This is a genomic window from Shimia sp. R9_1, from assembly GCF_017743775.1.
Taxonomy (GTDB): domain Bacteria; phylum Pseudomonadota; class Alphaproteobacteria; order Rhodobacterales; family Rhodobacteraceae; genus Shimia.
The window spans coordinates 1,149,044-1,172,142 of the sequence record NZ_JAGHRN010000001.1 but is presented as its reverse complement, the minus strand read 5'-3'; the positions used below and the strand labels follow the sequence as shown (position 1 = coordinate 1,172,142).

Below are 23,099 nucleotides of genomic sequence, written 5' to 3'. Positions count from 1 at the left end.
ATTCAGCTATGCACAGCGCCTTAAAGACAGGGCATCTTTTCGCGGAGCCGCCAATGTTGCGCTTAAAGCAAAAAGCCCCACATGAACTGCGGGGCTTTCTGATTTGTTCTGCCATTTATGGGTCAGGCTGCGGCCCATTCCTCATCAAGCGTATCTTCATCGCTTTCTGCGGTGGCTTGGTCTTTGAGCTTGAAGCCGGAGATCGCCCGTACAAGGCTTTCAGCCTCTCCAAGCAGCACTTGCCCGGAGGCTGCCGTTTCCTCAAGCATTGCGGCGCTCTTCTGGCTGTCGTGATCCAGGCTTTCCACCGCCGCGTTGACTTCCGCGAGGCCGGAGGATTGATCGGCGGCGTTTTCCGCGATCTCATTCACTTTGCCGACCACCTGTTCCACTGCTTGAAGGATTTCGCCGAGAGAGTCTCCGGTTTCATCCATCAGCTCAACCCCGTTCACCACCTCAGCCTGCGAGCTGGAGATAAGCGTGTTGATTTCATGTGCCGCATCAGACGAGCGTTGCGCTAGAGCGCGCACCTCGGAGGCCACAACCGCAAAGCCACGTCCTGCGTCGCCTGCGCGGGCGGCCTCAACGCCGGCATTCAACGCCAGCAGGTTGGTCTGGAAGGCCACATCTTCAATCAGACCTGAGATCTGCGAAATAGCATCGGAACTTTCTTTGATGCGCTGAATGGCCGCCACCGTTTGGTCGGCAACGGTGCGTGTGGCTTCTGCCTTCTCTTGGGCGTTGTTGACGTGTGTCCGTGCTTCTTGCGCGCTTTGGGCTGTGCTGTTGACAGTTTGCGCAACGGTTTGAAGTGAAGAGGATGTCTCTTCCAAGGAGGCGGCAGAAATTTCTCCGCGGCGTGAGGCGTCATCGACCGACGATGAGATTTCCTTCGATGTGCGATTGAGGACATTGGACGAAGAGGAAAGCTGGCGCACCATCCCATCAAGATTGCCGACCAGATCATCAAGCGTATCAGAGATATCTTTGAAGATACCCTTCTGTCCGGATGGCATATTGTGAGAAAGATCCCCTGTTCCTAGGATTTCGAGGGCTTCCTTTACGTCTCCAAGGCCTCTTTCAGTCACTTCACCAATCGCGTTCACCCCGCGTCCCAATTCCGCAAAGGCGCCGTCGGAATTACCGATGTCTATCCGACGGGAGAAGTCGCCTTCGCCACAAGCATCAATGACTTTCGATATTTCCCGCGTGAGGTGGATGCGCGTTTTTTCGGAATTTCGGAATACTGCGACAGCCTCTGAAATATCAGCCATCTCGCGAATGCGGGATTTCGGAAGGTCGCTAGAGAAGTCTTCCGCCATAACTTCTTTCAGGACACTGTCAATTTTTCGAAGCGGTCGGGAGATGCCGCGTGCAAGCAGGATCGCCAGAATGGCAAAGAGCCCGCCGCCTATAATGGCAGCCCAACGGGAGCTCATTTGCGCCTGCTGGCTGAGGAGCTCGCTTTCGTGCAGGATATTGTTGGCCGCCCCTCGAACCTCATTAAGCAGTTGATCCATGAGCGGTTCAGCATTTGCAAAATGGGCAGATGCATCGCTGCGTTGGCCGAGCTCAGTCAGAGTTTCCTGCACCAGGGCGGTGAAAGAGGCCTGATACGCATCTAGATGGGGCAGGATGCCTTCTCGCTGTGCCGCGCTGTCATAAAAGAAGACAGGGAAGCCACGGAACTCTTCTATGCGTTTGGACACTTCGCCCAGCCAATGTGCGCTTGGGTCGAGGAGAAAGTCTTTCTCATGTTGGCGCATGGTCAGCACTTTGACCCGAAGGACTGGGATCGCAACGCCTTCGAGGCTTGTCTCCATGGCGGCCACGGCTTCGCTCAGTTCGCCTTTGAGACCGTCAGATTGAGTGAGGCCGAGGCGCTGATTGCTGGCCGCAATTTCTTGGAAACTCTCCTCATAGTGAGAGATATGCTCTTTCAACTGGGAAAGCGGTTCGGAAGCATTTTGGAGCTCTGGCAGTTCTGCCACAAGTGCCTCCAACTCCTCTATATAACCGTTGAGGTCAGTCATCACCGCAGCGTGGCGATCGACATATTTTCTATCCAGTCGCAGAAGGAAATCCTTTTCCGCGCGCCGCGCCATAAGGAATTCGATCTTAATATTCTCGGCGGCAATCATTGCCTCTTCGATATTATGCACCCGATGCTGCATGTCATCGCGCATCTTATGGGAATAGAGCGAGATCCCCGCAAGACCTCCCATTACGGTGAGTGCCATAACGATGATTGTTAGGATCGCGAAATTGACTGTAACCTTGGATTTCATGCTCTCTTCCCCTCACTAGCAAATTGCTAATGGCCAATGTGACTAAAGAGGTAGCAACCACGGGTTAATTTAACGTAGCAGCGAATATGGTGGCGAATTGGCATTCTAATTGCCATTTTAAATCTAATGTTTTCAGAGCGGTAATTCCTTGTTTCACTCAGTGTCTCGCCATTGGTCGCGACGACCGCTAGGAAAGACTCATGTCTACAATCGAATCTCTTTTTGTGACGCGGCTCTATCGGGCGCGTTTGTCTGAACAAGGCCCTGCCGTGGATACCGCAGAGCTTGAAGCCTCTTGTTTCTCGATCGCTGAAGACGATGAAGCGGGGCAGGAATGGTGCGAGAACAATGCCTATCCGGGCTACACCTCTTATGCATCGCTCACCGATTTGCCTTGGCGGTTCCCAATCTTTGCGGATGTGGTCAAAGCGCTGGACCTGCATGTGGCAGCTTTCGCAAAGGACCTGGAATTCAACCTCGATGGGCGTGCGCTGAGGCTGGAAGATATCTGGATCAACATTCTTCCAGAGGGCGGGATGCATGCGTCTCATATTCATCCGCATTCGGTGATCAGTGGCACCACTTATGTCTCCATGCCCGAAGGAGCGAGCGCGTTGAAACTGGAAGATCCACGGTCCGGGCGGATGATGGCCGCGCCAGTGCGTCAGAAGGATGCGCGGCGGGATTTGCAGCCCTTTATCTATGTAAAACCAGAGGTTGGCGATGTCCTCCTGTGGGAAAGCTGGTTGCGCCATGAAGTGCCGATGAACATGTCGGAAGAAGAGCGTGTCAGCGTGAGCTTCAACTACGTTTGGGAGTAGTTGAAGGCGCAAAATCTACGTCTGTATCGCGTCGGTATTGCAGCTGTATCGCGACTGTATCGCGGAGGTGCCTTTGTCGGTCTCCGCGATTTGCTTTTTGAGGTGCAATTCAAGGTGGAATCTAAGTGCGGAATGGCAACAGGTCGCCTTGAGGTTAACTTATGGCGCAGCGTTAACTTGTTCGCCTGCGACGACCCCAATAGTTAAATTTTTACTCAAGCGGCTTGGGTCTTGAACCAGCCCTTTGGGTCATGGGGAATTAAACTGGCAAGACCGACATGAACAAAAATATACAAATGGCGGTGGTTGTTCTTGCAACCGCGGCAGGGGCACCTTTGCACGCAGAGATCACCACATTCAGCGAAGTGGGCGCTGGCGTGGAGGTCTTTGATCAAGGCGGGAGTGCTCTCAATCAGTCGTCCTTTCCGGATGAGCCGGAAGACTTCCGAGCTGGTTTTCTGAATGGCCGATTTGGAGCCACGTTGGACAACGGTTTGACGTTTGGGATCGATGGGGACTACCGCAATACGTCGCTTGAGGATTTTGTGGCGCCCGGACAAGAAACCAATGAGGGCGTGGACACTGCCGCACAACTGACCGCGCAGTTTGGGCATTTGTCTGAAGGTCTCTATGTTGGCGGTATCGCCGGGGTGGGGCAGGTCGACTTTCTGGGCGACAGCACGGATCAGGATGTGACCTATCGCTTGCTGGGGGCTGGGGTTGGCGTCGAGCGGGGCAGCTGGGCTTATGGAGGCTCATTGCTGTTCATGGATGTGAATGCCACCGAAGATCCTGAAACGCTGGATGAGGCTGTGATTGCAAAGCTGCAAGCGGAGTATGCGTTGGCCTCTGGAAAAACATTCTTTGGAGCCTATGCGCTTTATGCTGATGGCAAGAATGATATCGATTCCGGCCTTGGCATTGATGTTGTGAACGGGCCGGGCGCGGGCCTGTACGTGCGCCATAAGATTGGGGCAATTGGCGAAGGGCGTGATGTGATGCTGAATGCCGGCCTCGATTACCTGTCTTTGACAGAGCAGTTTAACGGCAGCGATGTCACCATTGAATCGGTGAAGGCCTATGTCGGCGTTCAAATCACTCTTGGGGGTTCAAAGACACCACGTGCTCTGCGTGTGGCAGCGGCCCCTGACACGACGTTTGCGCAAATGCTTACACCGATTGTTGACTGATCTCACAGCCCCTCGGATGCGCGCCTCTGCGTTTGGTTGGAGGCAAGCGCCGAGGGGCTCAGAGATCACATGTCGAGCCGCGCATGGCGGGCGCTTAGCGCGAGAGCCGCGAAGAGCAGCAAGCCGAGGAACGTGTAGGCGGCGAAAATCACCTGCATTTCCGCATAAGGCAATTGTGCGCCACTTTCCGTTTGGGTTGCGGTAAAGCTGAGCATGACGGCAAATAGGATGCGTCCAGCCAGACTTTGCACCGACAGATAGGTGGCGCGGATGTCATTGCTCAGCAGTGGCTGAATGCGCGCACGTATGAATGGGTCTGACAGCGAGTCCGGCACCATACGAAAGAGCAGCAGGGCGATGACAAACAGGCTGTTGGAGATCGCCAAGGCTGCGGTGAGGGCGAGCTGTATGCCAAAGGCCAGAAGCAGCGTTCTTGCCAACCCCAAGCGTGTGCGGAGCTTCAGCGCGACAAGCGAGGTCAGGACAGAAACCAGCATCGTCGAGAAGGTCACGCCGCCGGAAATCAGCGGCGTTTGAGCGGCGAACCCACGTGCCTCCAAAGCCTCGCGGATAAAGGGTTGCCCGAGCACAAAGGGGATATGACCGAAGGCGTACATCGCGAGCGCGAGGCCGAGCAACCAAAGCAGCGTTGGATGCGATAAGCTGTTGGCCAGAGCGTGCAGACTTTCGCGGTGCGGCGGCGTGGTCAGATGTGGCGTCTCTTTGAACAGGCAGGTGATGCCAAATGTGCCGATGGCTGCACAGGCGGTCGCCACATAGGGGATGATCTCATCCCAGAGCGCAAAAATACCTCCGCTGAGGGCGGAGAGTGCAAGCGCCACGAAACTGAACCGCCATGCCTTAAGTTCATGATATTCAATATCCTTTTCGTGACCCTCTGCCTTTAAGCTTTCAAATAGAAGTGCGCTGTCAGTTCCAGAAGCAAAGGCCCAACCAGCGCCCAGCAATACGTTGGCAATTGCAATGAGCGTGAACCCATCCCCCGACACCAGCAGAATGGTGGCGGCAACGTAACTTAGTGCTGCGGCAAGGAGTGTGCGTTTGCGGCCCAGTCGGTCGGACATATAGCCGGAGGGGACTTCAAACAAAGTTGTGGCCAGATCGTAGACCACATAGAGCAAAATGGCCTCGGGGGCGGACAGTCGACTTTCGAAATAGAGAAACCAAGTGGCCTGCCAGAAAATCAGGGACTGGATAAATTTGTACCACGGAAAAATCTGAACATTGCGAAGCATTCTGAATTGTTAACCCATGGGTTGAGAGTGGGCGAGAACTACTTCTGTTTGAGGCGCTAGGTTCTTTGCAGTTTTTGGACTGAGACGAGAATGCGAAGCCGCGACTCAGCGAGGTTCTGGAGAATGTGTATGCAGAAATGTTAGGGCTCACATCTGGGATGGCTCAGGAGTGACACAGAGTCGTCGCTCTCTAGTTGGTTAACAAAGAGCATGAATAAGGCGTGAGAGCGACGGTTCAACCGTCTGAAGGGTCGGTTTTTGAGGGTTGACGTTCCGTCGCTAAGAGAGGCTTAGGGCAGTTTATCCAGAAAGGGGAGTTTCATGTCAGAACAAGAAACCGACTATGAGGTCGGTCAGGACAATGTGCAGGTATTGGGGTTGGATGTTCACAACCCCGTATTTGCCATTTCAGGTTTAACGATCGTTGCCTTCGTTTTTTTCTCATTGGTGTTTCATGAGCAAGCCTCAGCCTTCTTTGGCTGGTTGCGTCCGGCGCTGACCAGCAATTTTGACTGGGTCTTCATGATCGCCTGTAACCTGTTTGTTGTGTTTTCTCTGTTCTTGGTGGTTTCGCCCTACGGCAAGATCCGCCTCGGGGGCGATGATGCGAAGCCTGATTACAGCTACGCAGGCTGGATCGCGATGCTGTTTGCCGCAGGCATGGGCATTGGTCTGGTTTTCTGGGGGGTGGCTGAGCCGATCTCCCACTACGGATCTTCGTTTGGCGGTATCGCCACTGACGAAAACGGTCTGCGCACCGACTGGGCGCCGCTTGGCGCTGCTGCGGGCGATATCGCGGCTTCCCGTGACCTCGCGATGGCGGCAACTGTGTTCCACTGGGGCCTGCACCCATGGGCGATCTATGCCGTTGTGGCGCTGGCGCTGGCGTTCTTCAGCTTCAACCGCGGCCTTCCGCTGACCATGCGGTCGGTGTTCTATCCGCTGCTGGGTGAGCGCACATGGGGTCCGCTGGGTCATATCATCGATATCCTTGCCGTGTTCGCGACCATCTTTGGTCTGGCCACTTCGCTGGGTCTTGGGGCAAGCCAGGCGCTGGCGGGTCTGAACTATCTGTTTGGCGTGCCGGTAAGCGACGGGATGAAAGTGGTTCTGATCATTGCGATCACCATCTTTGCTTTGATCTCGGTTGTGGCCGGTCTGGACAAAGGCGTGAAGCGTCTGTCCGAAGCCAACATGATCCTGGCCGCTGGCCTCTTGCTGCTGGTTCTTCTGGTGGGGCCAACTGTCGCCATCCTCACTGGTTTCTTCTCCGGTCTGGTTGACTATGTTGTGGCGCTGCCTGCGCTGTCCAACTGGGTTGGTCGTGAAGACACCAACTTCATGCAGGGCTGGACTGCCTTCTATTGGGCTTGGTGGATCTCCTGGTCACCTTTCGTGGGTATGTTCATCGCGCGCATCTCTCGCGGCCGGACCATTCGCGAGTTCATCGTGTGCGTTCTGATCATCCCAACTGTTGTTGGTGCGCTTTGGATGCATGTGTTTGGCGGTGCGGCGCTGGATCAGGTGACCTCCGGTGCCGGTCAGGCGCTGCAGGACGCGGCTCTCGAACTGAAGATGTTCAAGATGTTTGAAGCCTTCCCAATGACCGGGCTGCTGTCTTTCATCGGCATCATTCTGGTGGTGGTCTTCTTTGTGACCTCCTCAGACTCCGGTTCCTTGGTGATTGATACCATCACCGCTGGCGGCAAAACCGATGCACCAACCGCACAACGTGTGTTCTGGTGTGTGCTGGAAGGCGCAATCGCGATTGTGTTGCTGTTGGGTGGCGGCCTTGGTGCGCTCCAGGCGGCATCAATCGCCACGGGCTTCCCCTTCGCCATCGTTCTGATGCTGATGTGTGTGTCCGTGATGATCGGCCTCATCCGTGAGCGCCGTCGCTGAGCGACCATCCTATAAAGCAAAAAGAAAACGCCGCCCGGATGGGCGGCGTTTTTTGTCGGGGACAAGAGAATGACCCCAACAGGGAGCGACTGCTTATTCGGTAATGACCTCGCCAGAGGGGCGCGGTGTGGCCGCTGTTTCTGCTGGCAGCACCGGATAGGTGACAGGTGGCAGCGCACCTGTAAGGCTGTCGAGGAAGGCCACGATCTGCGTGGCGTCTTCATCAGTTAGCTCTTCGCCCAGTTGAGATTCCGCCATGATCTGTACGGCCACTTTCAGATCCCAGACTTTGCCGGAGTGGAAGTATGGAGCTGTTTGCGCCACATTGCGCAGTGGTGCCGCGCGGAACACGTATTCATCGTCCACTGTCGCAGTAACCGCAAAACGCCCTTTGTCCCCGACCGGCAAAACATCTGCACCGGGTTTCTCGATTAGGCCGAATGGATAGTAGCCGCTGCCGCCGACGTTAATACCGGAGTGGCAGGCTGCACAGCCGAGATCCATGAACTGGCTGAGGCCGGCGAGCTGCTCTGGTGTCATGGCGTCATCATCGCCGTTCAGCCACGCATCAAACGGGGCAGGGGTGATCAGAGTTGCCTCAAACGCCTCGATGGCTTTGGCGAAGTTATCGAAGGTGACAGGATCGTCTTCCCCTTCAAAGGCATCGCCAAACCACTCCACATATTGCGGCATGGAGTTCAGGGTTGCTAGAAGGTTTTCCTGCGTGTTGGCCATTTCAACGCCAGCCTGCACCGGACCTTTGGCCTGCTCCGCGAGGTCCGCGGCGCGCCCATCCCAGAACTGCGCTTCGTTGAACACGGAGTTCAGGGCGGTTGGCGAGTTGCGCGGGCCGCGCTGCCAGCCGTGACCGATAGAGGTCTCAAGGTTGTCATCCCCGCCGGTGGCGAGGTTGTGGCAGGAGTTGCATGAGAAAACACCAGATGCCGACATGCGCGGATCAAAGAACAGCGCTTTGCCAAGCGCGATTTTTTCAGGTGTGATCGGGTTGTCTTTTACCGCAGGCACCGTGGAGGGCAGCGGCAGGAAAGTATCAAGAGCTTCTTCGCGCAGCTCATTGGCCTGGGCAGAGGCGGCAACGAGGGCGATGGCTGTGGCTTGGATGAGGCTGGCTTTCAGTTTCATTGTTCGCTCCGTAAACTGGCTCTCTCCCCGAGACTCAATTTGCAGAAAGATAACAAGTGAAGCTTTGACTTAGATCAATTCTAATTCCAGAGTGGGGAAATACTTTGGGTGTGGCGATGGCAGGCGCGCGTCCAACATAGCGCGTTGCGATCGCGGCTATCAGTTCGTGGTGGATAAGGTCGCGCGGAGGCAGCGCCTAAGCGCCGCCTCACAAGGTGTTACCGCTGCGCTGTGACGAGTTTGACAGCCAATGCTACGAACACCACGCTTGCTAGCCGATTGAGCCAAGTCTGCGCCATTGGTGAGTTTTTCAACCAATCTCCCAGCCAGCCAGCAGCCAGCGCCACAGAGCCGAATACCAGCAGTGTCGCAATGATCATCAAAAAACCGAGCTGGTAAAATTGCCAGACCATCGGGCCGTTTGCTGGATCAACGAACTGTGGCAGGAAAGCGAGGAAGAAGATCGTCACCTTTGGGTTGGCGATGTTCATGATCAGGCCACGTGTGTATTGCTTCGCAGATGTCTCCGGCGAGGGCGCGCCTTCTTCGAGGTTGGCCTTTAAGGCGGTAAAAGCCTTGTAGGCAAGATAGATCAGATAGGCGGCGCCAATATACTTTAAGATAGCAAAGGCGACCTGAGAGGTCTGAAAAATCACGGCGACACCAAGCGCGACCGCCGTGGTGTGAAAGATCAGCCCGCTGGCAAGTCCGAGAGTGACGGTAAGTCCGGCGACGCGGCCGTGCAGAGCTGATTGGGTTAATACAAAGATATTGTCCGGGCCTGGCACCAGCGCCAGCGCAATGGCTGCGCCCATGAACAGGACTGCTACGTCTACGGGTATCATGCTCACTCCTCCCAAAGTGTGGCGCGCGGGCGGCTCACCGTTGCGTTGGTTGGAAATGTGTAGGGTAGATGATCAGAGGAGGGAAGTAGGGTGTTGTGCAATCATTCTCCTCTGCTCTAGGAATCCCTTCGGGGATAGGTGAGGGTAACGGGAGTAAGGGATGCTGCGCCTAAAGGTGATTTTGAGCATGGCGTTGATTACAGTTGCGCAAACTGCATCGGCTATGGACAGACCACTTGCTGCAGTACGTTTGTTTGAGGACGTCTGTCTGCCGATTGTTTATGAAACACTTCCGCCTGTACTGAAAGAGACCAAAGGGCAAGAGGAGTTCTCAAAGGGCGTTCTCAAGTCAACGAAGTGGTATTGGCCGGACCTACCATCTGGCTTTTATGTAGAAGTGATCGACTACCCCGACGGGCGAATTAAGTGTGAGATCACTGATAAAGGCCAAGTTTTGTCTCCGGCGGAGCGTCAGGCTTTTGAGAAGCAAGTGGTAGCCTGGATGGGGAGCCGCATGCCAATGCTTGCGCAGGAAACGCCCGAGCCCATTGAGAGCTTCGAGTATTTCAATTCATGGATGACCCCGCAATTTGGTCGCAATGACCTGCGCCGATGGGGCGTTCTGCATTTGCGGTATAGCGCAGAATTCGATCATACGACTTCGCTGATATTGGCGTATCTGCGCAAGCGCCCAACCTCCTAGCTGAACTTTCCCTTGCCTTCATCCTTACACCCCCGTATAGAGCGCCATCTCGCGGATTCCGTGCTTACGGGATTCGTGTGTTTGTCATTTGTCCATCAGGCAAAAGGGTCACCCCGCACATACTCGGGAGCCCTCTGATGTATGAGAAAGGAAAAGGCGATGAACGCCAAAGAACTGCGTGATAAGACGCCGGATCAGCTGCGCGAGGAGCTGTCCAATCTTAAGAAAGAATCGTTCAACCTGCGTTTCCAACAGGCTACCGGCCAGCTGGAAAACTCCGCTCAGATCCGTGCCGCGCGTCGCAACGCAGCACGCGTGAAGACGATCCTGAACGAAAAAGCCAAGTCGGCAGCAGAGTAAGAGGAGCTAGATAGATGCCCAAACGTATCCTGACTGGCACCGTGACCTCCGATGCCAACGCACAAACCATTACCGTGTCTGTAGAGCGCCGCTTCACACACCCGGTTCTGAAGAAGACCATTCGTAAGTCCAAAAAATACCGGGCTCACGATGAGAACAACGCCTACAAAGTAGGTGACTCTGTTCGCATTATCGAATGCGCACCGCGTTCGAAAACCAAACGCTGGGAAGTTCTGGAAGCCTAAGAGTCTCGTTTCGAGACTCCTGGCGACTAGACTTAACAGTTAGTCGAAACCCTGGGGGATACCAGCACGCATCGCTGCCCCATAGGTCGGGAGAAACCACATGATCCAGATGCAAACCAATCTGGATGTTGCTGACAACTCCGGCGCACGCCGAGTTCAGTGCATCAAGGTTCTGGGTGGCTCCAAGCGTAAATACGCATCCGTAGGCGACATCATTGTTGTCTCGGTTAAGGAAGCCATTCCACGTGGTCGCGTTAAAAAAGGTGACGTCCGTAAGGCCGTTGTCGTGCGCACCGCAAAAGAAGTCCGTCGTGAAGATGGCACCGCGATCCGTTTCGATCGCAACGCAGCTGTTATTCTGAACAACAACAACGAGCCAGTTGGTACACGTATCTTCGGCCCAGTTGTTCGTGAGCTGCGTGCCAAGAACTTCATGAAGATCATCTCGCTCGCGCCGGAGGTGCTGTAAGATGGCTGCTAAGCTGAAAAAAGGCGACAAGGTCGTCGTTCTGGCCGGTAAGGACAAAGGCAAAGAGGGCACTATCTCCTCTGTTGACCCCAAAGCCGGTAAAGCCGTCGTGGAAGGCATCAACATCGCCATCCGCCACACCAAACAGAGCCAAACCGCACAGGGCGGCCGCATCCCTCAGGCGATGCCGATCGAACTGTCCAACCTGGCATTCCTGGACGCAAATGGCAAAGCAACCCGCGTTGGCTTCCGCATGGAAGGCGACAAGAAGGTGCGTTTCGCCAAATCCACAGGGGACGTGATCGATGCTTGATTCCGCAGACTACACCCCACGTCTGAAGTCGCTCTATAAGGATTCCATCCGCGCTGCTCTGAAAGAAGAGTTCGGCTACAAGAACGACATGCAGATCCCAAAGCTGGAAAAAATCGTGCTGAACATCGGCTGTGGCCGTGCAGCCGTTAAGGACAGCAAAAAAGCCAAGTCGGCACAGGCAGACCTGACTGCAATCGCAGGCCAGAAAGCTCTGACCACCGTGGCAAAGAACTCTATCGCTGGCTTCCGTGTTCGTGAAGGCATGCCGATGGGTGCCAAGGTGACCCTGCGTGGCGACCGTATGTACGAATTCCTCGATCGTCTGATCACCGTTGCAATGCCACGCATCCGCGACTTCCGTGGTGTGAAGCCGAGCTTTGACGGCCGTGGCAACTTCGCCACCGGTCTGAAAGAGCACATCGTGTTCCCAGAAATCGACTTTGATAAAGTCGACGAAAACTGGGGCATGGATATCGTCATCGCCACCAATGCTGAAACCGACGCCGAAGCGCAGAGCCTGTTGAAGCATTTCAACATGCCGTTCATCGCGTAAGGCTGAGAGGATTACGACATGGCTAAAAAAGCAATGATCGAGCGCGAAAAGAAGCGCGAGCGTCTGGTGGCAAAATACGCCGCTAAGCGCGCCGAGCTCAAAGAGATCGCAAACGATGAGTCCAAGCCAATGGAAGAGCGTTTCAAAGCGCGTCTGAAACTGGCGAAACTGCCGCGCAACAGCTCGGCGACCCGTCTTCACAACCGTTGCCAGCTCACCGGCCGTCCTCACGCTTACTACCGTAAGCTGAAGGTTAGCCGTATTGCGCTGCGCGAGCTGGGTTCTGCAGGTCAGATCCCCGGCATGGTCAAATCCAGCTGGTAAGGAGAGAACGATATGAACGATCCTATCGGTGATATGCTGACCCGTATCCGTAACGGCCAGATGCGTGGCAAGTCCGTGGTTTCCACCCCGGCGTCCAAGCTGCGTGGCTGGGTTCTGGATGTGCTGGCTGATGAAGGCTACATCCGCGGCTACGAAGCATCTGAAGAGAACGGCCACCCGGCGTTCGAAATCAGCCTGAAGTACTACGAAGGCACTCCTGTTATCCGCGAGCTGAAGCGTGTTTCCACGCCAGGCCGTCGCGTTTACATGAGCGTCAATGACATCCCAACCGTCCGTCAGGGCCTGGGTGTGTCGATTGTCTCCACCTCCAAAGGTGTGATGTCGGATGCAAGCGCACGCTCCAACAATGTTGGCGGCGAAGTGCTCTGCACGGTCTTCTAAGGAGAACGCAATGTCTCGTATTGGTAAAAAGCCGGTCGAGCTGCCCAGCGGCGTAACTGCCACTGTCTCCGGCCAGACCATCGAAATCAAAGGTCCGAAGGACACCCAGTCTTTCACTGCAACTGACGATGTCACCCTTGCAGTTGAAGACAACGCTGTGAAAGTGACTCCGCGTGGCATGTCCAAGCGCGCACGTCAGCAGTGGGGCATGTCCCGCACCGTGATCGCCAACATGGTGACCGGCGTGACCACAGGTTTCAAAAAAGAACTCGAAATCAACGGTGTTGGTTATCGTGCGCAAATGCAGGGCACTGTCCTGAAACTGTCTCTCGGTCTCTCTCACGAAGTGAACTTCGAAGTTCCAGCGGGCATCACCGTGACCGCGCCGAAGCCGACACAAATCATCGTTGAAGGTACTGACAGCCAGCTGGTTGGCCAGGTTGCGGCGAACATCCGCGAATGGCGTAAGCCGGAGCCTTACAAAGGCAAGGGCATCAAGTACAAAGACGAATATATCTTCCGCAAGGAAGGTAAGAAGAAGTAAGGACCAGACAGATGGCAAACAGCAAACGGGAACTGTTCCTCAAGCGCCGCCTGCGCGTCCGGAACAAACTTCGCAAGGTCAATGGCGACAGCAAACTGCGCCTGTCCGTTCACCGCAGCAACAAGAACATCAGCGTTCAGCTGATCGACGACCGTGCTGGCGTGACTGTGGCATCCGCATCCAGCCTGGAAAAAGATCTGGGCCTGGTTGGCAAAAACAACATCGAAGCAGCCACCAAGGTTGGTTCTTTGATTGCCGAGCGCGCTGTCAAAGCTGGCGTGACCGAAGCTTATTTCGATCGCGGCGGTTTCCTCTTCCACGGCAAAGTGAAGGCTCTGGCCGAAGCTGCGCGTGAAGGTGGCCTGAAAGTATAAGAACTTGTGGGGGACGTTCGCGTCCCCCCGATGATCCGGGAGGCCAGGCACTTGTGTCAGGTTTCACTGGGATCGGAGTTAACAGGCGCCTCGCGCCAGTAGATAAAGGAATGCCAAATGGCAGAACGTGAAAACCGCCGGGGCCGCGGTCGCAACCGCGAAGAAGAAACCCCGGAATTCGCAGATCGTCTGGTCGCGATCAACCGCGTGTCCAAAACCACCAAAGGCGGTAAGAACTTTGGCTTCGCTGCTCTGGTAGTTGTTGGCGACCAAAAAGGCCGCGTTGGTTTCGGCAAAGGTAAAGCGAAAGAGGTCCCTGAGGCCATCCGCAAAGCCACCGAGCAAGCCAAGCGTCAAATGATCCGCGTGCCTCTGCGCGAAGGTCGTACTCTGCACCACGACATGGAAGGCCGTCACGGCGCCGGTAAAGTGGTTATGCGTACCGCACCTGAAGGTACTGGTATCATCGCCGGTGGTCCAATGCGTGCCGTTTTCGAAATGCTCGGCGTCAAAGACGTTGTTTCGAAATCTATCGGTTCGCAGAACCCATACAACATGATCCGAGCCACCATCGACGGGCTGAAAAAAGAAGCCAGCCCACGTCAGGTTGCAGCACGTCGTGGCAAGAAAGTTGCTGACATCCTGCGCAAGGATGAAGCACCTGCCGAAGCCGCAGACGCGTAAGGAGTAACGAGACATGGCAAAAACCATCGTTGTAAAGCAGGTCGGTTCGCCGATCCGTCGCCCTCAGGACCAGCGCGCTACGCTGATCGGTCTGGGTCTGAACAAGATGAACCGCACACGTGAGCTGGAAGACACTCCCTCTGTGCGCGGCATGATCCGCAAGGTTTCCCACATGGTGGAAATCATCGAAGAGCGCGACTAAGCCCTTTTTGATCTGAAAATTGAAAGCGCCCTCGGCTCATGCCGAGGGCGTTTTTCGTTAAACTTTGGTTTTTTGACCGGTAGAGAAGCCGGCAAGATCTGTGATCTGCCGAGTCCGTCTCAAGATATTGTGGCAGGTGTCTTCGCTGGCACTGAATAACCATCTCAAAATTGAATGGTTAACATCTCATCGATCGATATTCGTAAACTGCATATCTGAAATGCTATCTTGGGCCTACCTCGATTAAATTATGAGCTCTATGTGAAGCGCGTACTTAAACAGAAACGCGCAATGGCCGAAGTGGCGCACCGGCAGTCAAAGGATAAGTTCCATGCAACATGCACCATCCCTGCATATTGAAGCTGTTGATTTCGTTGGCCGTTTCGCCCGTATGGTCGAATCTTGGCGCCTGAACCAGAAGCGTGCGGCGTCTTATAAAAAGACCGTCAAAGAGCTGAACAAGCTGACGGCCCGTGAGCTTGCAGATGTGGGCCTGACCCGCGGCGATATCGAATATGTCGCCCGCCGTGGTGCCGCGACTCTCTAAGCACATACGCTTCCCATTGAGACTGGCCTCGGACCAAACGTCCGGGGCCTTTGTCGTTTTAACACCTCGGTAATGCGCCATGCCAAAGGTGCATATCGGCCAGATCAAACCGTCAATTGTTAGCGTTACCGACGCGATCTATATCGCAGGCACAACCAAAGAAACCAAAACAGCCCGCCGAAAAATACGTTTCGGCATAGATCAAAAGGAGCCACCTCCATGGCAAACGCGAACATTACTCTTACCTCTGGTTCTTCGTTCACTGCGCGCATTCAAGCGGCCGTTGAAGCTTTCAAAGAGGCCCGCATTTTGCGCCAGAAATACCACGCGACTGTACGCGAGCTTTCCGGCATGACCGATCGTGACCTCGCCGATATCGGCATCCTTCGCCACGACATCGCAGAGTTGGCTGAGAAACACGTCTACGGTTAAGGGCGCAAACCCTATCAGATGACGCCCTCGCAATTTGCGGGGGCGTTTTGTTTTTAGGGTCGCGCCTACGCACCACCTATGTCCCAGAAAGCCGATCGAAGATGTTGGCGTCTTCAATCTTGTGCGTAATTGGTACACTAGGATCCTTACGGTCTTGCTCTGTGTGTTTAACCGGCAAATGCGCAAGTACAGCGCCAAAGCGGTGCAAGACTTGCATTGCCGAGATGCAGCGTCTATAGCCGCCCGGTGGCGTATTGCGCGTCATAGAATCAAAACCAAGAAAAGCCGTGTTTGGCCCGATACGCTTCGTGGGTCAGTTCCGGCAAGGAGAAGCGATATGAAACTGCACGAACTGCGCGACAATCCTGGCGCAACTAAGAAACGCATGCGCGTTGGCCGTGGCCCCGGTTCCGGTAAAGGTAAAATGGGTGGCCGTGGTATCAAAGGTCAGAAATCCCGTTCGGGTGTGGCGATCAACGGTTACGAAGGCGGTCAGATGCCATTGTACCAGCGTCTGCCTAAGCGCGGCTTCAACAAGCCAAACCGCAAGGCATTTGCTGTCGTAAACCTGGGCCTGATCCAGAAATTCGTAGACGCCAAGAAACTGGACGCGTCTGCGGCGATCACCGAAGACGCGCTGATCGAATCTGGTTTGGTACGTCGTAAGCTGGACGGCATCCGCGTTCTGGCAAAAGGCGAAGTGACCGCCAAGCTGAACATCGAAGTGACCGGTGCTTCCAAAGCAGCCGTTGAAGCTGTCGAAAAAGCAGGCGGCTCCCTGACGGTCAAAACCGCGCCAGCGGCTGAATAAGAGGTTGTGAGCGGGGCATTACCCGCTTACATAATCTTCCAAGTTTTCCTAACGCCGCCAAACCGGAGAACGGTTCTGGCGGCGTTTCCAGTCTAAGAGAGAACCTAAATGGTATCTGCAGCAGAGCAAATGGCGGCCAACACGAGCTGGGCCGCGCTTGGAAAAGCGACCGATCTGCGCAATCGCATCCTGTTCACGCTGGCATTGCTGATTGTCTATCGTCTTGGCACCTGGATTCCGGTTCCCGGCATCGACGGTGTGGCGCTTCGTGAATTCATGGAGAGCGCAGGCGCAGGGATCGGCGGTATCCTGTCAATGTTCACCGGTGGCGCATTGGGCCGCATGGGGATCTTTGCTCTGGGCATCATGCCTTACATTTCGGCCTCTATCATCGTGCAGCTTCTGGGCTCCATGGTGCCTGCGCTTGAGCAACTCAAGAAAGAGGGCGAGCAGGGCCGCAAAAAGATGAACCAATACACCCGCTACGGCACGGTGGCATTGGCAACTTTGCAAGCCTACGGCCTCGCGGTCAGCCTTGAGGCAGGTGATCTGGCGACCGATCCGGGCCTCTTCTTCCGCTTCAGCTGTCTGATCACGCTGGTGGGCGGCACCATGTTCCTGATGTGGCTGGGTGAGCAGATCACCGCACGCGGCATCGGCAATGGTATTTCTCTGATCATCTTTGTGGGCATCGTGGCAGAGCTGCCAGCCGCGCTGGCGCAGTTCTTTGTGTCCGGCCGCACCGGCGCCATCAGCGAAGCTGTGATCGTGGGCGTGATTGTGATGGTCATCGCGACGATTGCTTTCGTGGTCTTCATGGAGCGCGCACTGCGTAAGATCCACATTCAGTATCCGCGCCGTCAGGTGGGCATGAAAGTCTATGACGGTGGCTCCAGCCACCTGCCTGTCAAGGTGAACCCAGCGGGCGTGATCCCGGCAATCTTTGCAAGCTCTCTGCTGCTGCTGCCGACCACGATCTCGACATTCTCCGGCAGCCAGACTGGCCCGATTATGTCCACGCTCCTGGCCTACTTCGGCCCCGGACAGCCTCTCTATCTGCTGTTCTTCGTCGGCATGATCGTGTTCTTTGCGTATTTCTATACCTTCAACGTCAGCTTCAAACCCGATGATGTGGCCGACAACCTGAAGAATCAGAACGGCTTTGTTCCCGGTATCCGCCCCGGCAAACGCACCGCGGAATATCTGGAATATGTTGTGAACCGTATTTTGGTGCTCGGATCGGCGTATCTTGCGGCAGTTTGTCTCCTTCCTGAGATTCTGCGTGGCCAGTTTGCGATCCCCTTCTATTTTGGCGGCACTTCGGTTCTGATCGTGGTTTCCGTGACCATGGACACTATTCAACAAGTTCAGAACCATCTGCTGGCCCATCAGTACGAAGGGCTGATCGAAAAATCGCAGCTGCGCGGAAAAGGCAAAAAGCGCGGCGCACGTAAGGGAGCTGCTCGTCGATGAACATTATTTTGCTTGGCCCGCCAGGTGCGGGTAAGGGGACACAAGCAAGTCGTCTCGTAGAGAGCCGCGACATGATCCAACTGTCCACCGGGGATATGCTGCGCGCAGCAAAGACCTCCGGAACTGAAATGGGCAAGATCGTTGCCGAAGTGATGGACCGCGGTGAACTCGTGACCGACGAGATCGTGATCGGCCTGATCCGTGAGCAGCTTGAAGGCGACAAAAAGGGTGGTTTCATCTTTGACGGCTTCCCACGCACACTGGCGCAAGCTGACGCTCTGGCAGAGCTGCTGGCGGACGTTGGTGAGAAGCTCGATGCGGTGATCGAGATGCAGGTGGATGATGAGGTGCTGGTGCATCGTATCGTCAACCGTGCGAAGGAAGCTGTCGCTGCTGGCGGCACTGCCCGCGCGGACGACAACGAAGACAGCCTGCGCATCCGTCTGATGGAATACTACAAAAAGACGAGCCCGCTGATCGGCTACTACCATGCCAAAGGTGACCTGAGCTCGATTGATGGCTTGGCATCCATGGATGAAGTCGAAGCGTCGATTGTGAAAGTGCTGGGCTAAAATCTAAGCTCCAGACTGTTGAAGGCCTCCATGCTCATTGGGGGCCTTTTCTTTTTTTGAAATTTTTTCTGAATAGTTTTCCGTCCTCAAGCGTTGACCTTAGGAATGGGCGATTTTGCCCGGCTTGGAGGAACCGATGAAAGCACTTTTGAAAACCGCAGCTGTTGTGATGGCATTTGCAGGACCGGCCTTTGCAGGTGGACACGAAACCTGGAAAACCGTGGACGACGAGAGCCTGATTGCCTTCGGCTCGATCAAGAAAAATACTGTTGGTGAGGTCCACACCTTTGATGGCTTGTCAGGATCGGTGAACGAGAAGGGTGCCGTTTCACTGGCGATCGAACTCTCTTCCGTTGAAACCAACATCGATATCCGCAACGAGCGTATGATCGAGCACGTCTTCAAGGCTGCGGATGCGGTTGCTGAGCTGAAGGGTGAGATCGATTTTGACGAGGTCCATGATCTCGAAATTGGCGCGACAACCGTTGTGGACTTTGAAGGCACCCTTGGCCTTGCAGGCGTGTCTGCGGATGTTGAGGCGGAGCTGTTTGTTGCGCGTCTGTCAGAAGATCGCGTACTCGTTACCACTTCTGACATGATTATGCTGTCCACTGCAGATCTGGGGATCGATGCTGGCGTGGACAAGCTGATGGAGCTTGCAAGTTTGCCGGGCATCACCCGCGTAACGCCTGTGTCTGTGCGCATGGTGTTTGAGAAGTGATCACAATAGCCAGAGATGTGGGGTGTGCCCCACATCTCCAGCAGGGAGATGGAAATGCGCAATACAGCGGTACTGGCGACGGCACTCGCGCTCTTGGCCACCACCACATTGGCGGACGGGGATGTCAAAAAAGGAAAAAAGGTTTTCAAGAAATGTAAGGCCTGTCACAGCCTGAAACCCGAGGACAACCGCGTTGGCCCGACGTTATATGGGGTCTTTGGGGCAACCTCTGGATCGGTGGAAGGGTTTCGCTATTCTGGCCCGATGACACAAGCTGGCATCGTCTGGGACACGGAGACCCTCGCGGCGTTTCTGGCCAAGCCCAAAGACGTGGTGCCGGGCACTACCATGGCCTTCCCTGGCCTGAAAAAGCCAGAGCAGATTGACGATCTGTTGGCCTATTTGCAGAGTGAGCTGACGGAGGAATGATGGCTGAAACTGCGAATAGCGCCCCATGCTGAGCCGTTGGAGAAAACAAAGCGCTGAAGAAGAGGTGGAGGCGGGCCTTCCTGAGGTCTTCCCCCGCATCTGGCGCTATGCGTTTTCGCTGACCGGCTCCAGGGACGGTGCAGATGATCTGGCGCAGGCGGCCTGTCTGCGTGCGATGGAACAGGCCAGCAAGTTCAGGTCTGGAACACATCTGGATCGCTGGCTGTTTCGTATTACGCATAACCTCTGGATCAGTGAGATCCGCAAAGAGCGCGTGCGCAAGAAGGGCGGGATGCCGATGGTGGATGCCGCCGATATCCCGGACCCAAAGCAGGACCCGGAGCGCGACTATGATCGCCAGGAGGTTTTGAAATCTGTGTTGGATTTGCCGGAGGCACAACGCGTGACCGTGTTTTTGGTGTATATTGAGGGTTACTCCTATAAGGCCGCAGCGGAGATCCTGGACATTCCGCTGGCCACCGTGATGAGCCGCCTTGCCACAGCGCGCGCCAATTTGGGGCGCAAATTCAGAGATCAGAAGGACGTGAGCCGTGCAAGATAGACGTTTCTCAGATGAGGAGCTTGTCGCCTATCTCGATGGCGAAAGTGAGTTCGCTGCGGTCGACCAGATCGAGTCAGCGCTTCAGGATGATGCGGCGCTCAACAAGCGGCTGGATGCTCTGCGGATTGATATTGGTGCGCTGCAAGACAGCTTTGAGCTCCTGCAGCCCTCGGCAGAAGCCATTGCAGCGCTTCCAGTGGGGCCAAAGGCGCCTGTGAAGCGGCCTGTCTTTGCCGTTGGCATGGCGGCATGTATTGCGCTGGCCGTTGGATTTGGTCTGGGAAGCTGGAGCACCAATCAGAGCCCCTCGGGGTGGGTGGAATATGTGGCCGCTTACCAAGCGCTCTACACTCATGCGACGCTCGATCATATTTCCCAAAGCCCCGAGCAGCTGCGCGAGGAGCTGGGACGGGTATCTGCCGCGGTGGGCAAAGACATCGCGCTGGAGCAGCTCACGGCCTTGCCTGATGTGGAATACAAGCGCGGGCAGGTTCTCAGCTTTGAGGGGCGGCCGTTGATCCAACTGGCATTTGCGACTCCTAGCGGTGTGCCGATTGCCCTCTGCATCATCCGAAGTGAAGATGTTGCCAAAACCGAAGAGGCGATGGCGACCATGCGGCTTGAAGGATTGAGTTCGGCTGTGTGGTCAGATGGGGTGCATGAATATGTGCTGATCGGCGGCAAAGAAGATGGCCTTGTACGGCGTATGGGACAGGCCTTGCAGTCGATGCAGATTTGAAGGAGAAACGCTGGGACGCAAGGAATTTCCACGCCCCAGCGCCTTTGCTCTGATCCGCTATTGACCGCGGGTCTTTTCCCCCCTATGTCACCTCATCTCTTAACCGAGAATCAATTCTTTGCTTTTGGGTCGCACCCGATATGCAAGATCACCTGATCAGCTGAGGCCCGGCCGCTTATTGCGTCGGGCTTACGTTGTGAAAAAAGGTTCTGGAACCACGGAACCGCAACGAAAAAGGAAAGTGACACGTGGCACGTATCGCCGGCGTTAACATCCCGACCCACAAACGGGTCCCGATCGCCCTGACTTATATCACTGGCATTGGCCCAGCATCCGCCAAAGAAATCTGCGAATCCGTAAACATCGACGTAACCCGTCGTGTGAACGAGCTGTCTGACGCAGAAGTTCTGGCAATCCGTGAGCACATCGATGCGACCTACACCGTTGAAGGTGACCTGCGTCGTGAAGTGCAGATGAACATCAAGCGTCTGATGGACCTTGGCTGCTACCGCGGTCTGCGCCATCGCCGTAACCTCCCGGTCCGCGGTCAGCGTACCCACACCAACGCACGCACCCGTAAAGGTCCTGCGAAGCCGATCGCCGGCAAGAAGAAGTAAGGGAGGGTTTGATCAATGGCACGCGATAAGACTCGTACGAAGAAAAAAGAGCGTAAGAACATCGCCTCCGGCGTTGCGCACGTGAACAGCTCTTTCAACAACACCAAGATCCTGATCTCCGACGTTCAGGGCAACGCGATCTCCTGGTCCTCTGCTGGCACCATGGGCTTCAAGGGCTCCCGTAAGTCCACGCCTTATGCTGCTCAGATGGCTGCAGAAGATGCAGGCAAAAAAGCTCAAGAGCACGGCGTTAAGACGCTGGAAGTGGAAGTTCAGGGCCCAGGTTCTGGCCGTGAATCCGCTCTGCGCGCTCTGGCAGCAATCGGCTTCAACATCACCTCTATCCGTGATGTGACCCCGATCGCTCACAACGGCTGCCGCCCACCAAAGCGTCGCCGCGTCTAAGCGACAGTGAATTACCTTGGGGCCGCGTGTTTCCGCACGGCCCCATTCGTCATTTTTAAACCTCGGGCGTCTGGTTCTTTTTGGAACATGGGAGCTAGACAAGAATGGAGGGACGCATGATCCACAAGAATTGGGCAGAATTGATCAAGCCTACCCAGCTTGAAGTAAAGCCGGGCAACGACCCTGCGCGCCAGGCCACTGTTGTGGCAGAGCCGCTGGAGCGTGGTTTTGGTTTGACACTGGGCAACGCGCTGCGCCGCGTTCTGATGAGCAGCCTGCAAGGCGCCGCCATCACTAGCGTACAGATCGACAATGTTCTGCATGAATTCTCCAGCGTTGCCGGTGTGCGCGAAGACGTGACCGACATCATCCTGAACCTGAAGGGCGTGTCCCTGCGCATGGAAGTGGAAGGCCCTAAGCGTCTGTCCATCAATGCAAAAGGTCCAGGTGTTGTAACGGCCGGCGACATCAGCGACAGCGCTGGCATCGAAGTTCTGAACAAAGACCACGTGATCTGCCACCTCGACGATGGTGCAGACCTCTACGTGGAACTGACTGTGAACACTGGCAAAGGCTATGTGTCTGCGGACAAAAACAAGCCGGAAGACGCGCCAATCGGCCTGATGCCGATCGATGCGATCTATTCCCCGGTCAAAAAAGTGTCCTACGACGTTCAGCCAACCCGTGAAGGTCAGGTTCTGGACTATGACAAGCTGACCATGAAGATCGACACCGATGGGTCGATCACACCGGAAGACGCCGTGGCTTATGCTGCGCGTATCCTTCAGGATCAGCTGTCCATCTTCGTGAACTTTGATGAGCCTGAATCTGCGGGTCGTCAGGAAGAAGATGATGGTCTGGAGTTCAACCCGCTTCTGCTGAAGAAAGTGGACGAGCTGGAACTGTCTGTGCGTTCTGCAAACTGCCTGAAGAACGACAACATCGTTTACATCGGCGATCTGATCCAGAAAACCGAAGCAGAGATGCTGCGCACACCGAACTTCGGTCGCAAGTCTCTGAACGAGATCAAAGAAGTGCTGTCCGGCATGGGGTTGCACCTCGGCATGGACGTCGAGGACTGGCCACCAGACAACATCGAAGATCTGGCCAAGAAGTTCGAAGACAACTTCTAATAGGTGCGCCCTGAGGGCACACCCTACGTAGGGTGCGCAT

Annotated in this window: 31 protein-coding genes; 27 read left to right on the top strand and 4 right to left on the bottom strand. The window is 55.4% G+C overall.

Features of this window, described 5'->3' with window-relative positions:
- Positions 1-122: 122 nt before the first annotated feature.
- Positions 123-2,288 carry a methyl-accepting chemotaxis protein gene (locus J7399_RS05655; protein ID WP_209084567.1) on the bottom strand — a complete coding sequence of 722 codons (2,166 nt, stop codon included), beginning with the start codon at positions 2,286-2,288 and terminating at the stop codon, positions 123-125.
- Between the two features lie 200 nt (positions 2,289-2,488).
- Between J7399_RS05655 and J7399_RS05650 the strand changes: the two genes are divergently transcribed.
- Both J7399_RS05650 and J7399_RS05645 read left to right on the top strand, forming a co-directional pair.
- A complete protein-coding gene (locus J7399_RS05650) occupies positions 2,489-3,109 on the top strand; it encodes a 2OG-Fe(II) oxygenase family protein (protein ID WP_209078477.1) in 621 nt (206 codons plus the stop codon).
- Between the two features lie 278 nt (positions 3,110-3,387).
- The gene (locus J7399_RS05645; protein ID WP_209084565.1) at positions 3,388-4,299 is read left to right on the top strand and encodes a hypothetical protein; all 912 of its coding nucleotides are present in this window, start codon (positions 3,388-3,390) and stop codon (positions 4,297-4,299) included.
- 65 nt (positions 4,300-4,364) lie between these two features.
- Here J7399_RS05645 and J7399_RS05640 read toward each other — a convergent pair whose 3' ends face one another.
- Positions 4,365-5,555, bottom strand: coding sequence for an MFS transporter (locus J7399_RS05640; RefSeq protein WP_209084563.1), 1,191 nt, complete (start codon positions 5,553-5,555; stop codon positions 4,365-4,367).
- 321 nt (positions 5,556-5,876) lie between these two features.
- Between J7399_RS05640 and J7399_RS05635 the strand changes: the two genes are divergently transcribed.
- The gene (locus J7399_RS05635) at positions 5,877-7,457 is read left to right on the top strand and encodes a BCCT family transporter (RefSeq protein ID WP_209084562.1); all 1,581 of its coding nucleotides are present in this window, start codon (positions 5,877-5,879) and stop codon (positions 7,455-7,457) included.
- A gap of 93 nt (positions 7,458-7,550) precedes the next feature.
- On the opposite strand, the gene J7399_RS05630 is transcribed toward J7399_RS05635, so the two are convergent.
- Together J7399_RS05630 and J7399_RS05625 are read right to left on the bottom strand one after the other, a co-directional pair.
- The gene (locus J7399_RS05630; RefSeq protein WP_209084561.1) at positions 7,551-8,600 is read right to left on the bottom strand and encodes a cytochrome-c peroxidase; all 1,050 of its coding nucleotides are present in this window, start codon (positions 8,598-8,600) and stop codon (positions 7,551-7,553) included.
- Positions 8,601-8,818: 218 nt separating this feature from the next.
- Positions 8,819-9,415: a LysE family translocator gene (locus J7399_RS05625; protein WP_247742731.1), complete on the bottom strand. Its 597-nt coding sequence runs from the start codon at positions 9,413-9,415 to the stop codon at positions 8,819-8,821.
- A 190-nt stretch (positions 9,416-9,605) separates the two neighbouring features.
- Here J7399_RS05625 and J7399_RS05620 point away from each other — a divergent pair, with 190 nt between their 5' ends.
- From J7399_RS05620 to J7399_RS05505, 24 genes are all read left to right on the top strand, one after another.
- Complete coding sequence (locus J7399_RS05620; protein WP_209084559.1) at positions 9,606-10,148, top strand: hypothetical protein; 543 nt, start codon at positions 9,606-9,608, stop codon at positions 10,146-10,148.
- A 159-nt stretch (positions 10,149-10,307) separates the two neighbouring features.
- Complete coding sequence (rpmC, locus tag J7399_RS05615; RefSeq protein ID WP_209064839.1) at positions 10,308-10,508, top strand: 50S ribosomal protein L29; 201 nt, start codon at positions 10,308-10,310, stop codon at positions 10,506-10,508.
- Positions 10,509-10,522: 14 nt separating this feature from the next.
- On the top strand, positions 10,523-10,753 hold the full coding sequence (rpsQ, locus tag J7399_RS05610) for a 30S ribosomal protein S17 (protein WP_209064841.1): 231 nt from the start codon (positions 10,523-10,525) through the stop codon (positions 10,751-10,753).
- Positions 10,754-10,853: 100 nt separating this feature from the next.
- Positions 10,854-11,222 (top strand): 50S ribosomal protein L14, encoded by a 369-nt coding sequence (rplN, locus tag J7399_RS05605; RefSeq protein ID WP_005621870.1) that lies wholly within the window; start codon positions 10,854-10,856, stop codon positions 11,220-11,222.
- A gap of 1 nt (position 11,223) precedes the next feature.
- A complete protein-coding gene (gene rplX, locus J7399_RS05600; RefSeq protein WP_209064843.1) occupies positions 11,224-11,535 on the top strand; it encodes a 50S ribosomal protein L24 in 312 nt (103 codons plus the stop codon).
- The gene (rplE, locus tag J7399_RS05595) at positions 11,528-12,088 is read left to right on the top strand and encodes a 50S ribosomal protein L5 (RefSeq protein ID WP_209064845.1); all 561 of its coding nucleotides are present in this window, start codon (positions 11,528-11,530) and stop codon (positions 12,086-12,088) included. Before rplX ends, rplE begins: the two co-directional genes overlap by 8 nt.
- 18 nt (positions 12,089-12,106) lie before the next feature.
- Entirely contained in the window at positions 12,107-12,412 is a 306-nt protein-coding gene (gene rpsN / locus J7399_RS05590) for a 30S ribosomal protein S14 (protein WP_010437098.1), read from the top strand.
- Between the two features lie 12 nt (positions 12,413-12,424).
- Complete coding sequence (rpsH, locus tag J7399_RS05585) at positions 12,425-12,814, top strand: 30S ribosomal protein S8 (protein ID WP_209064847.1); 390 nt, start codon at positions 12,425-12,427, stop codon at positions 12,812-12,814.
- 10 nt (positions 12,815-12,824) lie between these two features.
- On the top strand, positions 12,825-13,358 hold the full coding sequence (rplF, locus tag J7399_RS05580; protein ID WP_209064849.1) for a 50S ribosomal protein L6: 534 nt from the start codon (positions 12,825-12,827) through the stop codon (positions 13,356-13,358).
- Between the two features lie 11 nt (positions 13,359-13,369).
- Positions 13,370-13,732, top strand: coding sequence for a 50S ribosomal protein L18 (gene rplR / locus J7399_RS05575; RefSeq protein ID WP_209064851.1), 363 nt, complete (start codon positions 13,370-13,372; stop codon positions 13,730-13,732).
- A gap of 117 nt (positions 13,733-13,849) precedes the next feature.
- Complete coding sequence (gene rpsE / locus J7399_RS05570) at positions 13,850-14,416, top strand: 30S ribosomal protein S5 (RefSeq protein ID WP_209064853.1); 567 nt, start codon at positions 13,850-13,852, stop codon at positions 14,414-14,416.
- 13 nt (positions 14,417-14,429) lie between these two features.
- Entirely contained in the window at positions 14,430-14,618 is a 189-nt protein-coding gene (gene rpmD / locus J7399_RS05565; RefSeq protein ID WP_209064855.1) for a 50S ribosomal protein L30, read from the top strand.
- Positions 14,619-14,949: 331 nt separating this feature from the next.
- A complete protein-coding gene (locus tag J7399_RS05560) occupies positions 14,950-15,165 on the top strand; it encodes a DUF1127 domain-containing protein (RefSeq protein WP_247738831.1) in 216 nt (71 codons plus the stop codon).
- Positions 15,166-15,384: 219 nt separating this feature from the next.
- The gene (locus J7399_RS05555; protein ID WP_209064857.1) at positions 15,385-15,597 is read left to right on the top strand and encodes a DUF1127 domain-containing protein; all 213 of its coding nucleotides are present in this window, start codon (positions 15,385-15,387) and stop codon (positions 15,595-15,597) included.
- A gap of 337 nt (positions 15,598-15,934) precedes the next feature.
- Positions 15,935-16,408, top strand: a complete 474-nt coding sequence (gene rplO / locus J7399_RS05550; RefSeq protein WP_209064859.1) for a 50S ribosomal protein L15 — start codon at positions 15,935-15,937, stop codon at positions 16,406-16,408.
- A gap of 108 nt (positions 16,409-16,516) precedes the next feature.
- Positions 16,517-17,881 (top strand): preprotein translocase subunit SecY, encoded by a 1,365-nt coding sequence (gene secY / locus J7399_RS05545; protein ID WP_209064861.1) that lies wholly within the window; start codon positions 16,517-16,519, stop codon positions 17,879-17,881.
- Positions 17,878-18,453 carry an adenylate kinase gene (locus J7399_RS05540; RefSeq protein ID WP_209084558.1) on the top strand — a complete coding sequence of 192 codons (576 nt, stop codon included), beginning with the start codon at positions 17,878-17,880 and terminating at the stop codon, positions 18,451-18,453. Before secY ends, J7399_RS05540 begins: the two co-directional genes overlap by 4 nt.
- Before the next feature lie 136 nt (positions 18,454-18,589).
- Positions 18,590-19,174, top strand: coding sequence for a YceI family protein (locus J7399_RS05535; protein WP_209084557.1), 585 nt, complete (start codon positions 18,590-18,592; stop codon positions 19,172-19,174).
- A 54-nt stretch (positions 19,175-19,228) separates the two neighbouring features.
- Positions 19,229-19,603, top strand: a complete 375-nt coding sequence (locus J7399_RS05530) for a c-type cytochrome (RefSeq protein ID WP_209084555.1) — start codon at positions 19,229-19,231, stop codon at positions 19,601-19,603.
- 25 nt (positions 19,604-19,628) lie between these two features.
- Complete coding sequence (locus tag J7399_RS05525) at positions 19,629-20,165, top strand: RNA polymerase sigma factor (protein WP_209064869.1); 537 nt, start codon at positions 19,629-19,631, stop codon at positions 20,163-20,165.
- Positions 20,155-20,904: a hypothetical protein gene (locus tag J7399_RS05520; RefSeq protein WP_209084554.1), complete on the top strand. Its 750-nt coding sequence runs from the start codon at positions 20,155-20,157 to the stop codon at positions 20,902-20,904. Before J7399_RS05525 ends, J7399_RS05520 begins: the two co-directional genes overlap by 11 nt.
- Before the next feature lie 248 nt (positions 20,905-21,152).
- Positions 21,153-21,521, top strand: a complete 369-nt coding sequence (rpsM, locus tag J7399_RS05515; protein WP_209064873.1) for a 30S ribosomal protein S13 — start codon at positions 21,153-21,155, stop codon at positions 21,519-21,521.
- A 15-nt stretch (positions 21,522-21,536) separates the two neighbouring features.
- A complete protein-coding gene (rpsK, locus tag J7399_RS05510) occupies positions 21,537-21,926 on the top strand; it encodes a 30S ribosomal protein S11 (protein WP_209064875.1) in 390 nt (129 codons plus the stop codon).
- 116 nt (positions 21,927-22,042) lie between these two features.
- Entirely contained in the window at positions 22,043-23,059 is a 1,017-nt protein-coding gene (locus J7399_RS05505; protein WP_209078491.1) for a DNA-directed RNA polymerase subunit alpha, read from the top strand.
- Positions 23,060-23,099 lie beyond the last annotated feature (40 nt).